The 13,649-nt window shown below is 75.1% G+C and carries 13 protein-coding genes; 7 read left to right on the forward strand and 6 right to left on the reverse strand.

Annotated elements, in window-relative coordinates; all coding sequences use genetic code 11:
• Positions 1–20: 20 nt before the first annotated feature.
• From CHB98_RS11510 to CHB98_RS11530, 5 genes are read left to right on the forward strand one after another with little or no spacing between them, the layout of a single operon-like run.
• The gene (locus CHB98_RS11510) at positions 21–1,535 is read left to right on the forward strand and encodes a uracil-xanthine permease family protein (RefSeq protein WP_089305754.1); all 1,515 of its coding nucleotides are present in this window, start codon (positions 21–23) and stop codon (positions 1,533–1,535) included.
• Complete coding sequence (locus tag CHB98_RS11515; RefSeq protein WP_089305755.1) at positions 1,532–2,410, forward strand: FAD binding domain-containing protein; 879 nt, start codon at positions 1,532–1,534, stop codon at positions 2,408–2,410. The genes CHB98_RS11510 and CHB98_RS11515 overlap by 4 nt, the downstream gene beginning before the upstream one ends.
• The gene (locus CHB98_RS11520; protein ID WP_089305756.1) at positions 2,407–2,931 is read left to right on the forward strand and encodes a (2Fe-2S)-binding protein; all 525 of its coding nucleotides are present in this window, start codon (positions 2,407–2,409) and stop codon (positions 2,929–2,931) included. Before CHB98_RS11515 ends, CHB98_RS11520 begins: the two co-directional genes overlap by 4 nt.
• On the forward strand, positions 2,928–5,342 hold the full coding sequence (gene cutA / locus CHB98_RS11525) for an aerobic carbon-monoxide dehydrogenase large subunit (protein WP_089305757.1): 2,415 nt from the start codon (positions 2,928–2,930) through the stop codon (positions 5,340–5,342). Before CHB98_RS11520 ends, cutA begins: the two co-directional genes overlap by 4 nt.
• Positions 5,339–5,995 (forward strand): SRPBCC family protein, encoded by a 657-nt coding sequence (locus CHB98_RS11530; protein WP_089305758.1) that lies wholly within the window; start codon positions 5,339–5,341, stop codon positions 5,993–5,995. Before cutA ends, CHB98_RS11530 begins: the two co-directional genes overlap by 4 nt.
• A gap of 38 nt (positions 5,996–6,033) precedes the next feature.
• Here the strand turns inward: CHB98_RS11530 and CHB98_RS11535 are convergent, their stop codons facing one another.
• The 5 genes from CHB98_RS11535 to CHB98_RS11555 form a co-directional block, all read right to left on the reverse strand.
• A complete protein-coding gene (locus CHB98_RS11535; RefSeq protein ID WP_089305759.1) occupies positions 6,034–8,247 on the reverse strand; it encodes a DUF6351 family protein in 2,214 nt (737 codons plus the stop codon).
• Between the two features lie 119 nt (positions 8,248–8,366).
• Positions 8,367–9,296: an oxidoreductase gene (locus CHB98_RS11540; protein WP_089305760.1), complete on the reverse strand. Its 930-nt coding sequence runs from the start codon at positions 9,294–9,296 to the stop codon at positions 8,367–8,369.
• Positions 9,297–9,308: 12 nt separating this feature from the next.
• Positions 9,309–9,695 (reverse strand): type II toxin-antitoxin system VapC family toxin, encoded by a 387-nt coding sequence (locus CHB98_RS11545; RefSeq protein WP_089305761.1) that lies wholly within the window; start codon positions 9,693–9,695, stop codon positions 9,309–9,311.
• Positions 9,688–9,906 carry a type II toxin-antitoxin system CcdA family antitoxin gene (locus CHB98_RS11550; RefSeq protein WP_218822340.1) on the reverse strand — a complete coding sequence of 73 codons (219 nt, stop codon included), beginning with the start codon at positions 9,904–9,906 and terminating at the stop codon, positions 9,688–9,690. The genes CHB98_RS11545 and CHB98_RS11550 overlap by 8 nt, the downstream gene beginning before the upstream one ends.
• Before the next feature lie 87 nt (positions 9,907–9,993).
• Positions 9,994–11,109, reverse strand: coding sequence for a serine hydrolase domain-containing protein (locus CHB98_RS11555; RefSeq protein WP_089305763.1), 1,116 nt, complete (start codon positions 11,107–11,109; stop codon positions 9,994–9,996).
• A gap of 133 nt (positions 11,110–11,242) precedes the next feature.
• Between CHB98_RS11555 and CHB98_RS11560 the strand changes: the two genes are divergently transcribed.
• On the forward strand, positions 11,243–11,944 hold the full coding sequence (locus CHB98_RS11560) for a CHRD domain-containing protein (protein ID WP_089305764.1): 702 nt from the start codon (positions 11,243–11,245) through the stop codon (positions 11,942–11,944).
• Between the two features lie 107 nt (positions 11,945–12,051).
• On the forward strand, positions 12,052–12,546 hold the full coding sequence (locus tag CHB98_RS11565) for a class F sortase (RefSeq protein ID WP_245821094.1): 495 nt from the start codon (positions 12,052–12,054) through the stop codon (positions 12,544–12,546).
• Positions 12,547–12,559: 13 nt separating this feature from the next.
• Here CHB98_RS11565 and CHB98_RS11570 read toward each other — a convergent pair whose 3' ends face one another.
• Positions 12,560–13,648, reverse strand: a complete 1,089-nt coding sequence (locus tag CHB98_RS11570; protein ID WP_245821095.1) for an alkene reductase — start codon at positions 13,646–13,648, stop codon at positions 12,560–12,562.
• Position 13,649: the final 1 nt, after the last annotated feature.

The raw sequence follows: 13,649 nt of genomic DNA on the forward strand, positions 1-13,649 counted from the left end.
GGGCGGTCGAGGAGGCGGGCATGGCGTTCGGCTGGAAGCTCTACGGGGACGGCAGGACCCCGCCGCTGGGCGAGGCGGTGGCCCCCGACGAGCGGCTGTCCTGGCCGCGGACGGCCGGCATCGGCGCCCAGCACGTCGTCGCCATGTTCGGCGCCACGTTCGTCTTCCCGATCATCATGGGGCTGGACGCCAACCTCGCGATCATGATGAGCGGCGTCGCGACGGTCATCTTCCTGCTCGTCGTCAAGAACCGGGTGCCGAGCTACCTGGGCACCAGCGCGGCGTTCGTCGGCGGCGTGGCGGCCATCCGCGCCAACGGCGGCGACTCCGGCGACGTCGTCGGCGCCCTCCTGGTCGCCGGCGTGGTGCTGGCGCTGGTCGGCCTGCTCATCCACGTCGCCGGCCTCGGCGTCATCAACACGGTGCTCCCGCCCGCCGTCACCGGCGCGGTGGTCATGCTCATCGGCTTCAACCTGGCCCCGGTGGCGGCCACCACGTACTGGCCGCAGGACCAGTGGGTGGCCCTGGCCACGATGACCTTCGTCATCGTCGCCTCGCTGGCCCTGCGGGGCTTCCTCGCCCGCATCTCCATCCTGCTCGGGCTGGTCTTCGGGTACCTGCTGTCGGTCCTCCTCGACGTGGGCGCCGGGCCGATCACCTCGCCGGGCCCGACGGGCGAGGTGTCCACCCGCGACCGGATCAGCTTCGACTCCGTCGCCGCCGCGGACTGGTTCGGCCTGCCCACCTTCACCACCCCGTCGTTCTCCCTGAACTACAGCCTGCTGGTCATCCCGGCCGTCATCGCCCTGGTCGCGGAGAACGTCGGCCACGTCAAGGCGGTCGCGGAGATGACCAAGCGCGACCTGGACCCGGTGATGGGCCGCGCCGTGATGGCCGACGGCGTGGCCACCGTCGTCGCCACGTCGGTCGGCGGGTCCCCCACCACCACCTACGCCGAGAACATCGGGGTCATGGCCGCGACCCGCGTCTACTCGACGGCGGCCTACTACGTGGCGGCGGTCGTCGCGATCCTGCTCGGGCTCATCCCCAAGTTCGGCGCCCTGATCAACATCGTGCCGGGCGGGGTGCTCGGCGGGATCACCGTCGTCCTCTACGGGATGATCGGCCTGCTCGGCGCCAAGATCTGGAAGGAGAACCGGGTCGACTTCGCCAACCCCATCAACCTGGTGCCGCTGGCCGCCGGGATCATCATCGGGATCGGCAACGTCACCCTGGTCTTCAGCGACGAGTACGTGCTCAACGGCATCGCGCTCGGGTCGATCGTCGCCGTGCTGGCCTGGCACCTGGCCCGGGCGCTGGCCCCGGCGGACATGAAGGCGGCGCTGCTGCGCGAGGGCCCGCACCCCGCGGCGGGCACCACCTTCGGCCATGACCACGGGGATGCGGCCCACGGGGATGCGGCCCACGGGGATGCGGCGCACGGCGAGGCGGCCGACCCGTCGTCGGTCGACGAGGTGGGCCGCCCGGGTGTCACCGGCGGGCGGACGCCGGGAGAGGGCACGCTGCCCCGGTGAAGCCCGCCCCCTTCCGGTACGCCGACCCCGGCTCGGTCGCCGAGGCGCTCGAGGTCCTCGCTGGCGAGGAGGGGGCCAAGGTGCTCGCCGGCGGCCAGTCGCTGCTCCCCCTGCTGTCCATGCGGCTCGCGGCGCCCGCGGTGCTGGTCGACCTGAACCGGGTCCCGGGCCTGGACGCCGTCGAGGTGACCGAGGACGGCGTGCGGGTCGGGGCGCTGGTCCGACACGCCGAGCTGCTGGCCCACGCCGGGGCCGCGCGGGTGCAGCCGCTGCTGACCCGGGCGACGGCGAACGTCGCCCACCCGGCCATCCGCAACCGGGGGACGACGGTCGGCTCGATCGCGCACGCCGACCCCTCCGGGGAGATGACCGCGGTGCTCGCCCTGACCGGCGGATCGGTGACCGTGGCCGAGCCGTCCGGGGAGCGCACCGTCGGCTGGCGGGACCTGTTCGTCGGCCCGCTGGAGACCTCGCTGCCGGCCGCCGCCGTGGTCACCGCCGCCGCCTTCCCCGCGCTGCCGCCGCGGTCGGGCACCGCCTTCGCCGAGGTGTCCCGCCGCCGGGGCGACTACGCGGTGTGCGGCGCGGGCGTCGTCGTCACCCTGGACGGGGACCGCCGCGTCGCCGCCGCCCGCGCCTCCTACGTGTCCGTGGGGCCGGTGCCGGCGGTCCACGACCTCACCGGGGCCGTGGCCGGCTCCCCGGTGGAGGACGCCGACTGGGCCGCCGCCGGCGCGCTGGCCCGCACGCTGGTCGACCCGGACGGCGACCTGCACGCCAGCGCGGACTACCGCCGCCTGCTGGTCGGGGTGCTGACCGAGCGGACGCTGGCCTCCGCGGCCGCCGAGGCCGCCGCGAAGGCGACCGCCGCGTGAGCACCTCCGCGGACGCCGAGCGGACCGTCCGGCTCACCGTGAACGGCGTCCCGCGCGAGGCCACCGTGCCGGTCCGCCGCGTGCTGGCCGACGCGCTGCGCGACGACCTCGGGCTGACCGGCACGCACGTCGGCTGCGCGCACGGCGTCTGCGGCTCGTGCACCGTGCTGGTCGACGGCGACCCCGTGCGCTCCTGCCTGGTGCTCGCCGTCCAGGTCGACGGGGCGGCGGTGACCACGGTCGAGGGGCTGGCCCGCGACGATGGGCGGGGCGGGCAGGTGCTGCACCCGGTGCAGGAGGCCTTCCGCGAGTGCCACGCGCTGCAGTGCGGCTTCTGCACCCCCGGCTTCCTGGTCACCATCGCCGCCGGGCTGGAGGCGCGGGACGCCTCGACGGAGATCACCGACGAGGAGGTCGAGGACCTCGTGGGCGGCAACCTCTGCCGGTGCACCGGCTACGCGAACATCAAGAAGGCCGTGCGGCACGCGGCGGCGACGATGCGGGAGGGGGGACGGCCGTGACGACGAAGCTGTTCGGCGAGCCGGTCCGCCGGCGGGAGGACGCCCGGCTGGTCACCGGCCGCGGCCGCTACCTCGACGACATCGGCGCCGGCGCGCTGGCCGCCGCGTTCGTGCGCAGCCCGCACGCGCACGCCCGCGTGCTGGACGTCGACGTGGACGCCGCGCTCGACGTCGAGGGCCTGGTCGCGATCTACACCTACGAGGACCTCACCGGCCCGCTGGCCGAGCCGCTGCCGGTGCTCATCCCGCACCCGCAGCTGCACGCCCCGCGGACCGGCCACCCCCTGGCCAACGGCGAGGTCAACCACGTCGGCGAGCCGGTGGTCATGGTGGTCGCCACCGACCGCTACGTCGCCGAGGACGCCGCCGAGCGGATCGCCGTCACCTACGAGGAGCTGCCCGCCGTCGTCGGGGTGGACGCCGCCCGCGAGGCGCGGGCGAGCGTGCACGCGGAGATCCCGGACAACGTCGCCGCCGTCCACCACCAGGAGACCGGGGACGTCGAGGAGGCGTTGCGCGGCTCGAGCCGGACGCTGTCGTTCACCCAGTACGTCGAGCGCAGCGCGTGCATGCCGCTGGAGGGCAAGGGCGTGCACGCCCGCTGGGACGCCGACGACTCCTCGCTGCGGGTGCACACCAGCACCCAGGCCTCCACCTCGGTGCGCGCGGCGATCGCGGCGAAGCTGCAACTCCCGCTGGACCAGGTGGAGGTGGTCGCCCCGGACGTCGGCGGCGGCTTCGGCGTCAAGATCGTGCACCCGTGGCCGGAGGAGCTGCTGGTGCCGATGGCCGCCATCGCGCTGGGCCGCGAGGTGAAGTGGACCGAGGACCGCCGCGAGCACTTCATCTCCAGCGCCCACGAGCGCCAGCAGCGGCAGGAGATCCGCGTCGGGTTCGACGACGACGGCCGGCTCACCGCGCTGGACGTGCACATCTGGCACGACAACGGCGCCTACACGCCCTACGGGATCATCGTGCCGATCGTGACCGCGACCCAGTTGGTCGGCCCGTACGTGGTCCCGACCTACCGGGTGCGGGTGGAGAGCGTCTACACGAACACGGTCATCGTCACCCCGTACCGCGGGGCGGGGCGCCCGCAGGGCTGCTTCGCGATGGAGCGGACGATGGACCGCATCGCCGACGCCCTCGGCCTGGACCGGGCCGTCGTCCGCGAGCGCAACCTCATCCGGCCCGACCAGTTCCCCTACGACCACCACCTCACGTTCCAGGACGGCCGGCCGGTCATCTACGACTCCGGCGACTACCCAGGGCTCCTCGGGAAGCTGACGGCGCTGGTCGGCTGGTCCGCGGCCGGGGAGCTGCGCGCCGCGGCCGCGGAGCGCGGGAAGCTGCTCGGCATCGGGATGGCGCTGTACGTGGAGGGCACCGGCCCCGGCCCGTACGAGGGCGGGCACGTGCAGGTGCTGGGCAGCGGCAAGGTGCTGGTGTCGACCGGGCTGACCTCGCAGGGCCAGGGGCACGAGACGGTGTTCGCCCAGATCGTGGCCTCCGAGCTCGGCGTGCCGATCGACGACGTCGAGGTGACCACCGGCGACACCCGCCGCTTCGGCTACGCGGTGGGCACCTTCGCCTCAAGGGCGGCGGTGATGAGCGGCAACGCGGTGGCGCTGGCCGCCCGCGGGGTGCGGGAGAAGGCGCTGCGGATCGCCGCGGAGGTGCTGGAGGCCGAGCCGGACGACCTGGAGATCGAGGACGGACTGGTGCAGGTGCGCGGCACGCCGGGGACGTCGATCCCGCTGCGCACCGTCGCGGTGCTGTCCAACCCGCTGCGCTACGCCTTCGACGAGGCCGCGAAGCAGGCCACCCAGTTCGCCACGCACGACGACTCGAAGCCGCCGGTGGCCCCGGGGGACGCGCCGGGCCTGGAGCACCGCGAGTACTTCTCCCCGCTGCGCTCGACGTTCGCCTCCGGCGCGCACGCGGCGGTCGTGGAGGTCGACCCGCAGACGTGGGAGATCGACGTCGTCACGTACGCGGTGGTGCACGACTGCGGCAACGTGGTGAACCCGATGATCGTCGAGGGGCAGGTGCACGGCGGCGTGGCACAGGGCGTGGGCGGGGCGCTGTACGAGCGGATGGCCTACGACGCCGACGGGCAGCTGCAGAACGCCTCGTTCATGGACTTCCTCATGCCCTACGCCTCCGAGGTGCCCGACGTCGTGATCGACCACCAGCAGACGCCCTCGCCGCTCAACCCGCTGGGCATCAAGGGCGCGGGCGAGGCCGGCGTCATCCCGGGGTCGGCGGCGCTGGCGTCGGCGATCGAGGACGCGGTGGGGAGGCGGATCACCTCGATGCCGATCTCCCCCACCGAGCTGTACGACCTGGTGCGGGACCCCGGCGCGGAGCGGACGGCGGCGTCCGCCCGCCGGGCGGGGGCCCCGGCGTGAGGTTCGAGGGCTCCGCGGTGCTGCACGCCGACCCCGAGCGGGTGTGGGCGGTGATCACCGACCCGGAGGTGCTCGCGCGCACCATCCCCGGGTGCCGGTCGCTGGAGGCGGTGGGCGCGGACTCCTACCGGCTGGACGTGTCGGCGGGGGTGGGCGCGATCCGCGGGACCTACGCCGGAGAGGTGCACCTCACCGACCAGCAGCGGCCGACGTCCTACGTGATGCACGCGTCCGGCGCCGGGGCCCCGGGGCAGGTGCGGGCGACGGTGCGGATCGAGCTGGCGCCGTCCGAGGACTCCTCGACCGTGCTGACCTGGACGGCCGACGCCGTGGTGGGCGGCCCGGTGGCCGGCGTGGGCCAGCGGATGATCAGCGGCGTGGCCAAGCGGACGGCCGCGCAGTTCTTCACCGCGGTGGACACCGAGCTGACCGGCACCGTCGTGCCGATCGACGCCGCCCCGTCGGCCGTCGCGGCGAGCCGCTCCGACGCCGCGACGCCGGCAGCCCGGCCACGGGTCTTCGCCGGCCGGGCCGGCGTCCCCGCGGGAACGCCCGGCGACCTGCGCACCCTCGCGCTGGGCGCCGCCGGCGGCAGCCTGCTCACCCTGGTCGGCGTCGCCGTCGGCTGGCTGCTGGGCCGCCGACGGGGCTGACGGACCACCCGGGGGTGCGCGGCAGCCGGCGGCCCGGCTTACGCCACCGGCTCGTGGAAGGTCCACTCACCCGGGGCGTCGAAGAAGGCCCAGGTGCCCTGGCGGCCCGTCTCGTCCACCCCGGGCCGCGTGTAGTCGCACACGCCGGTCGGGAAGACGTCCCGCAGCTGCGCCCACTGCCCGTCGGTCATCTCCGGGTAGTCGCCCTGGGACGGCTCCCGCAGCTGGCAGGTGACGACGTCGCTCGCGAGCGGCCCGCCCGCCACGATCCGCGGCGAGGCGAACGACGGGTACAGCCGGTTGCAGCGGGTGTCGCCCCGGTACACCTGCTCCTCGACGATCTTCGTGCCGTCGGGTGCGAAGCAGGCCTCGACGAGGTCGGCCGGCTTGGCGGCGACCACCACGTCGTGCCGGTCGTCCCCGCTGCCCACCGTCGCCTGCACGGCGAGGATCCAGCGGTCCATCTGCTCCAGGGCCGACACGAGCACCGGGCTGTCGGGGCTGAACAGGCCCAGGGTGTCGTCCTCGACCAGCATCACCTGGTTGTCGGCGTCGCCGTTGGCCTCGATCAGCCGCTCGCGGGTGGAGAACGAGTGGTAGCGCATGTGGATGTCACCGACCGGCAGGTCGTCGGTGTACGCCCGGTAGTCGATGATCGGGACGTCGGCGAGGCCGCCCCCGTCGAGCATGCGGCCGGTCTCGTAGGCCGCCCGCCGCGCCAGCGGGTCGGCGCTCATCCGGTCGGCGACCACGCCGGCGTCGGTGTCCAGCCCGCCGATGCGGTCGTTGAGGTCGAGGAACTGGTCGATGCCGATCGTCCCGTCCGCGAGCGCCTGCAGGCCGTACTGCACGCCCACGTTGTCCAGCGGCCGCCGGGCCGAGCCGGTCCGCGGATCGACACCGTAGGCGTTGCGGGTGTGGTCCCACACGGTCGCCCGGGCGCCGTCCGGGTTGCTCTGCGGGTCGTAGCGCTCCTCCTGCGGCACCGACGGGTCGAACTCGGCCTGGGGGTCCAGCCGCTGGGCGCCGGTGCTCTGGTTCGCGATGGCGGCGTGCACGCCGAAGCCGGCGACCGCGAGCTCCTGGGCCTCGTCCATCGCAGCCGGGGCGGTGACGGTGGAGTAGTGGTGGAGCAGGCGGGCGTCGGCGAGCTTCTGGGACGTGGCGAACCCGACGTCGGGGAAGCTGCAGCCCACGACCATGCCGTCGAGGAGCCCCGGGTAGGCGTCGACGGCCTGGTGGGCCTGGTACGAGCCGCCCGAGCAGCCCCAGCCCATGGTGTAGGTGGGCACACCGTGGGTCTCGATGAACTCCTCGCGCGTCGTGCTCAGCGTCTCCGAGGTCAGCAGGTCGCTGCAGTTGTTGCCGAAGACGTTGAGCGAGTTGGAGGCCACGGCGAACCCGCGGGAGAGCATGGGGTCGACCAGCACGCCACCGGTGGCGGCACCCTGCCGGTACCACCCGCCGCGGCACCCGCCACCGAGGGTGTGGACGAGGCGGTCGTTCCAGGCCCGGTTGCGCGCGAAGGGGCTGGGGTCGACCCCCTCGCCGGGGTCGTGCAGGACCGCGAACTCGTACACGCCGCGGTTGACCGTGCCCGTCTCCACGCGGACCACGTACGGGGTCACGACCCCCTCCAGCGTCGTGGTGGTCGCCACGTCGGCGGGCAGGGCCGCGGGGTCGGCCAGCGGCTGGAAGGTCCCCGCGGTGGTGCGGTACACGTACTCGACGCGGGGGGTGACCGAGCAGTCCTCGTCGAGCGGCTCACCGAGCACCTGGCCGGTCACCGTGGCGAACTCCGCCGTCTCGCAGACGAACGGTTCCTCCTGGGGACCGGAGAACACCGGCCCCGTCCCCGGGTGGGCCGTGACGTCCACGGCGCCGGTGCCGGCGCCCCGGGCGGAGGCGCGGATCGTGTGCCCGCCGGGCGTGAGGCCGTCGACGAGTCCGAGCAGACCGCCGTCGGTGGGGCGCAGGTCGCCGGAGACGTCCTCCCCGTCGACGGACACCCGGACCCGCTCGGGCCGCACGCCCGGGGGGAGGTCCACCCGGACGAGCGCGTCGCCCCCGCTCACGGCGTCCGGACGGCTGGAGACCACGGAGACCCGCAGCTCCCGGCTCTCCGCAGCCGGCACGTCCCCGGGCCGGTCCGGCGGGCGCTCACCGGCCACCGCCGTCGACACCCCGAGCGGCAGGACCACCGCGGAGACCGCGGCGACGACGAGCGCCCGGCTGGAGTGGGGGCTGCGCATGGCGGGCCTCTTCTCTCGACGACCCCCACGGCGGGGTGCTGCGGGCAGACGACCACAGTCCGCTCACCCGGGCCAACCGGGCGCAGTCATCCGGCGGGAGGTGGGGGCCCGGCCGCGGCTCAGGCCCTGCGCACGTCCACCGGGAGGCCGGTCTCGCGCTCGGAGACCCGCCACAGGGTGTCGATCTGCTCCTGCAGGCCGGGCCGGCGCAGGACGGACCGCCGCACCGCCGGGCCGTGCGAGCCGTACCGCGGCGCGTAGAGCTCCCCGCCGCGGGCCCGCGGGTCGGTCGCGGCCCGCAGCTGCGGCCGGGCGCCCTCGAACGGCGACATGCCCGACCGCGCGGTCAGCACCGCGAAGGCCGCGCCCACCCAGCCGGCGCCACCCGCCCGCACCGCCCGCGCCTGCAGGTCGGTGTCGGTCAGCCCCGGGTGCGCGAGCAGGCTGATCGCCGGCACGCCGGCCGCGGCGAACCGCCGCTGCAGGCCCAGCCCGAAGTGCAGGTTGGCCAGCTTCGACCGCGCGTACGCCGCCCACGGCCCGTAGCCGCGCCGCAGGTGCACGTCGACCGGGTCCAGCCGCCGGGCCCGGTGCCGCGCCGTGCTGGTCACCGTCACCACGCGCGCGGCGGGTGCCCTCAGCAGCGCCGGCAGCAGGTGCGCGGTCAGCGCCCAGTGCCCCAGGTGGTTGACCCCGAACTGCGTCTCGAAGCCGTCGGCGGTCGTCCCCCGCGGCAGCGCCATCACCCCGGCGTTGTTGACCAGGAGGTCGACGCGCCCGTGCCGGGCCAGCACGGCCCGCGCCGCGGCGGCCACCGACGACAGGTCGCCGAGGTCCAGCCGCACCACCTCGACCGACGCCGAGGAGTGGGCGGCCCGCAGCCGCGCCTCCGCAGCGGCCGTCCTGCCCGGGTCACGGGCGGCCACCACCACGTGCGCACCGGCACGCACCAGCGCCAGCGCCGTCTGCAGGCCGAGCCCGCCGTTCGCGCCGGTCACCACCGCCGTCCGGCCGGTCAGGTCCGGGACGTCCCGCTCGGTCCACACCATGCCGCGGCCTGGCTACGCCGTCACGACGTCGACCATGGGGAGGGCCCGCAGCCGACGATCCGTCGTCACGAGCACCGCGGTCCGGACCGCCGCCAGTTCCACGTAGAGCGCATCCACGAGCCGGAGCTGCTGGCGTCGGGCCCAGGCGCCGGCCAGCAGGTCCGACACCGAGTGGCGTTCCAGCGGCGCGTCAGCGACACGGGCGAGCAACCGGGTGACCGTGTCGTCGTCCAGGCTCCCGGCACGGTGCAGCCGCCCGAGAGCCGAGAGCACCTCGGCATCGACGTGGGCTGGTGCGTGCAGCTCATGGCCGGCCAGTCGTGCGCGCACGGCGGCGCCCAGGGAGTCCTGCAGGAGCAGGTCCACGAGGGCGGAGGCGTCGAGGACCACCTCAGCCATGTCGCGTCGCAGGTTCGTCCCGCGCCGCGTCGAGCGCTGCGAGCGCGTCGTCGTGCGACACCGGCGACGCGGCAGGCTGGAGCGTCGCCAACCAGGCGTCCGTCGTCCGTCCGGCGAGGTGACGCCTGATGGCGTCCTGCGTCAACGACGACAGGTTGATCCCGGCCGTCCGCACCGCCGCGGCGAGGTCGTCGGGGAGGTAGATGTTCACCCGAGGCATACACACACGATACACACACAACCGTCGGGCACGACCTCCACCGTCGTACCCGGCGTTCCCGCGGGAACGCCGGAGTGATCACAGCGAGGCGTAGACCGCCCGGACGTAGGCCTCGCTGCGGTCCGAGCCGAGGACGCCGGGCGCCATCCGGTTCATCAGGTAGCTGATCGTCAGCCGGCGGTCCAGGTCCATGACGACCAGCGACCCGCCCCAGCCGCCCCAGAAGAAGGTGCGGCCCGCGGGCACGTACGGCACCAGCGGCGAGCCCAAGCAGTAGCCGACGCCGAACCGGAACGGCGCGCCGAGCACCAGGTCCACCCCGTCGGACTGCTGCTCGAAGACCGTCTCGACCGTCCGCGGGGACAGCAGCCCCCCGCCGCCGAGGCTGAGCGTCCGCATCACCTGCAGCAGTCCGCGGGCGTTGGTGTGCCCGTTGAGCGCACCCAGGTCGGCGCGGCGCCACTCCGGTGAGTTGGCCGCCGCGGCCGAGGCGAGCGGCGCGGTGAACGTCCGGTACGCCACCGACTCCGGGTCCAGCTCGCGCGGGTCACCCGAGGGCGGCGGCGGGACGACCGGGGCGATGCGGTCCCAGTCCTCCTCGCGGGCGCCGATCTGGTAGTCCGCGCCCAGCGGCCCGGCGACCTCCTCGGCCACGAACTGCTTGAGGGTGCGCCCGGTGATCCGCCGGACGACCTCGCCGACCAGGTGCCCCTGGTTGTTGGCGTGGTAGCCCGACGCCGTCCCCGGCTCCCACCACGGCCGCTGCCAGGCCAGCCGCTCGGTGGCGCTCTCCCAGTCGTACATGTCGCGGATCGAGAAGGGCGGGTCCCAGCCGGAGACGCCCGACGTGTGCGACAGGAGGTGGCGCACCTCGACGTCCCGCTTGCCCTTCGCGGAGAACTCCGGCCAGTAGTCGCCGACCGGCGCGTGCACGTCGAGCTCCCCGCGGTCGACCAGCAGCAGCGCGGCCAGCGCGAGCACGCACTTCGTCGTCGACCAGCCGTTGACGATGGTGTCCGCGGTCCAGGGCGTCGTCCGCTCGGTGTCGCGGTACCCACCCCACAGGTCGACGACGGTCTCCCCGTCCAGGTCGACGGCGACCGACGCGCCCAGCTCGTCGCCGTCCAGCGCCAGCGCCAGCGCCTCCCGCACGCCGGCGAAGCGGTCGTCGCAGCTGCCGTGCACCTCGGCCATCAGGCCCTCCCCTCCCCGGCGCGGCCCCGGACGCCGCGTGCCCCGATGAGACCACGGGGCCCCGGCGGTGAACGCCCGCGACGCGGGCTCCGTAGACCCGGGTGACCTGCACGACCCCGAGTCAGGAGCTCCCATGTCCCGTACGACGCTCGTCCGCACCGCCGTGGTCGCCGGAGCCGCCGGGGCACTCGCCCTCACCGGCGCAGGCACCGCCGCCGCCGAGACCGAGGTCCCCGAGCCGGCCTCCTTCACCAGCGCCTTCACCGCGATGGCCACCCCGGACATGGTCGTCGACCCCGACGGGGCGGCGGCCCCGGGCGAGCCCGGTGCCACGGGCACGTTCACCTACCGGATCAACTCCGACACCGAGGTGATCTGCTACGACATCCGGCTCGACGGCGTGACCCCGCCGTATCAGAGCCCCGCCAAGACGGCGACGCACATCCACGAGGCCCCGGCCGGCCGCCCCGGCCCGCCGCGCATCGCGCTGCCCAACCCCGAGGACGACGGCAGCGGCCGGCTGGTGAGCGAGGGCTGCCTGCAGGGCCCGTTCACCACCGGGGTGGCTCCCAACGGCACGGACACCGGTGACGGCTTCACCCTCGACCAGATCGAGGCCGACCCGTCGGCCTTCTTCACCGACACGCACACCTCGGCGTACGTCGCCGGCGCGGTGCGCGGCCAGCTCACGGCCGTGCCGGTGGGCGGCGTGGCGACCGGTGCCGGCGGCACCGCGGACGACGACGGCGCGCCGGCCGGGCTGGCCGCGCTGGCCGGGGCCGCCGTCCTCGGCACCGCCGGTGCGGTGGCGCTGCGCCGGACCCGCCGGCAGTGACCGGTCGCGGGCCCCTGCGCACGCTCGCCGCGACCGCGGGGGCGCTCGTCGCCCTCTCCGGGTGCGCGGGCGCGGCGCAGGGGTCCGCGGCGCCAGAGCCGCCGCCCGTGACCCCGGCGGCGGCCGGCGCAGCCCCCGTCGTCGCCGACCCGCGGAGCAGTCCGGAGCCGACGGCGGTCGCCGTCCCGGCCATCGGTGTCTCCTCGCCGCTGCTCGCCCTCGGCGTGGCCGCGGACGGCTCCGCCGAGGTGCCGGAGGAGTACGAGCGGGCCGGGTGGTTCGACGGCGGCGGCCGGCCCGGGGCCCGCGGCCCGACCGTGCTGCTCGGCCACGTCGACTCCACCGACGGCCCCGCCGTCTTCTTCGACCTGCGCGAGCTGCGCCCCGGCGACCTCGTCGAGGTGACCGTCGCCGACGGCACCGTGGCCCGGTACGCCGTCGCCGGCACCGAGCGCTTCGCCAAGGACGCCTTCCCGACGGCAGCGGTCTTCGGCGCGACGGCCGACGACGTGCTGCGGCTGGTCACCTGCAGCGGCGAGTTCGACCGCGGCGCCCGCAGCTACACCGACAACCTGGTCGTCACCGCGCAGCGCGTGGGGTGACCACCGTGGTGCCTCAGCCGGCGCGCAGGGTCGGGTAGTCGGTGTAGCCCTCGGCGCCCGGCGCGTAAAACAGGTGTGCCCTCGGCTCGTTCTCGGGCTGCTCGCCGGCCCACCGCTCCACCAGGTCGGGGTTGGCGATGGCGGCCCGGCCCACGGCGACGGCGTCGGCGTGCGCGGCGTCGATCAGCCGCACCGCCTCCTCGCGGGTGGTCACCGAGCCGAAGCCGCTGTTGGCGACCAGCGGCCCGCCGAAGCGCTCGCGCAGCTCCTGCACCAGCTCGCCGGCCGGCTCGGCGTGCAGCACCGACAGGTAGGCCAGGCCCAGCGGGCGCAGGTGGTCCAGCAGCGCGCCGTAGGTGGCGCGGACGTCGTCCCGGTCGGTCTCGTAGGCGTCCTGGATGTCGTGCTCGGGGGAGATCCGCAGGCCGACCCGGCCGGCACCGACGGCCGCGGCCACCGCCGTCACCACCTGGACGACGAACCGCGCCCGGTTGGCCGGTGAGCCGCCGTACTCGTCGGCGCGCCGGTTGGACGCCGGGGACAGGAACTCGTGCAGCAGGTAGCCGTTGGCGCCGTGGATCTCCACGCCGTCCATCCCGGCGTCGACCGCGCGCTTGGCCGCGGAGACGAAGTCCTGCAGCGTCTGGCGCGCCTCGTCGACGGTCAGCGCGTGCGGCACCGGGTAGGGCTGCTTGCCCCGCGACGTGCGGCCTTCGCCGTCGATGGCGAGGGCGCTGGGTGCCACGACCCGGCGCCCGCCGTTGACGTCGGGGTGGGTGACCCGGCCGCCGTGCATGACCTGCATGACGATCCGGCCGCCCCGGGCGTGCACGGCGTCGGCCACCCGCCGCCAGCCGGCGGCCTGCTCGCCGGTGACGATGCCCGGCTGGCCGACGAACGCCTGACCCTCGCGGCTGGGGTAGGTGCCCTCGGTGACGATCAGCCCGAGGCCGGCACGCTGCCGGTAGTGCTCGACGACGAGGTCGCCGGGCACGCCGGACTCGCCGGAACGCATCCGGGTGAGCGGGGCCATGACGACGCGGTTGGCGAGCTCGAGGTCGCCCAGGATGACAGGGGAGAACAGGTCCACGCCCTGTTCCATC

It is taken from the genome of Geodermatophilus pulveris, assembly GCF_900188375.1.
Taxonomy (GTDB): domain Bacteria; phylum Actinomycetota; class Actinomycetes; order Mycobacteriales; family Geodermatophilaceae; genus Geodermatophilus; species Geodermatophilus pulveris.

Excerpts from the sequence above, each read along its gene's own strand:
- CHB98_RS11570 (WP_245821095.1), bottom strand. The coding sequence starts at position 13,648 with ATGGAACAGGGCGTGGACCTGTTCTCCCCTGTCATCCTGGGCGACCTC.
- CHB98_RS11510 (WP_089305754.1), top strand. The coding sequence starts at position 21 with ATGGCGTTCGGCTGGAAGCTCTACGGGGACGGCAGGACCCCGCCGCTG.
- CHB98_RS11545 (WP_089305761.1), bottom strand. The coding sequence starts at position 9,695 with ATGGCTGAGGTGGTCCTCGACGCCTCCGCCCTCGTGGACCTGCTCCTG.
- CHB98_RS11540 (WP_089305760.1), bottom strand. The coding sequence starts at position 9,296 with ATGGTGTGGACCGAGCGGGACGTCCCGGACCTGACCGGCCGGACGGCG.
- CHB98_RS11560 (WP_089305764.1), top strand. The coding sequence starts at position 11,243 with ATGTCCCGTACGACGCTCGTCCGCACCGCCGTGGTCGCCGGAGCCGCC.
- CHB98_RS11535 (WP_089305759.1), bottom strand. The coding sequence starts at position 8,247 with ATGCGCAGCCCCCACTCCAGCCGGGCGCTCGTCGTCGCCGCGGTCTCC.
- CHB98_RS11555 (WP_089305763.1), bottom strand. The coding sequence starts at position 11,109 with ATGGCCGAGGTGCACGGCAGCTGCGACGACCGCTTCGCCGGCGTGCGG.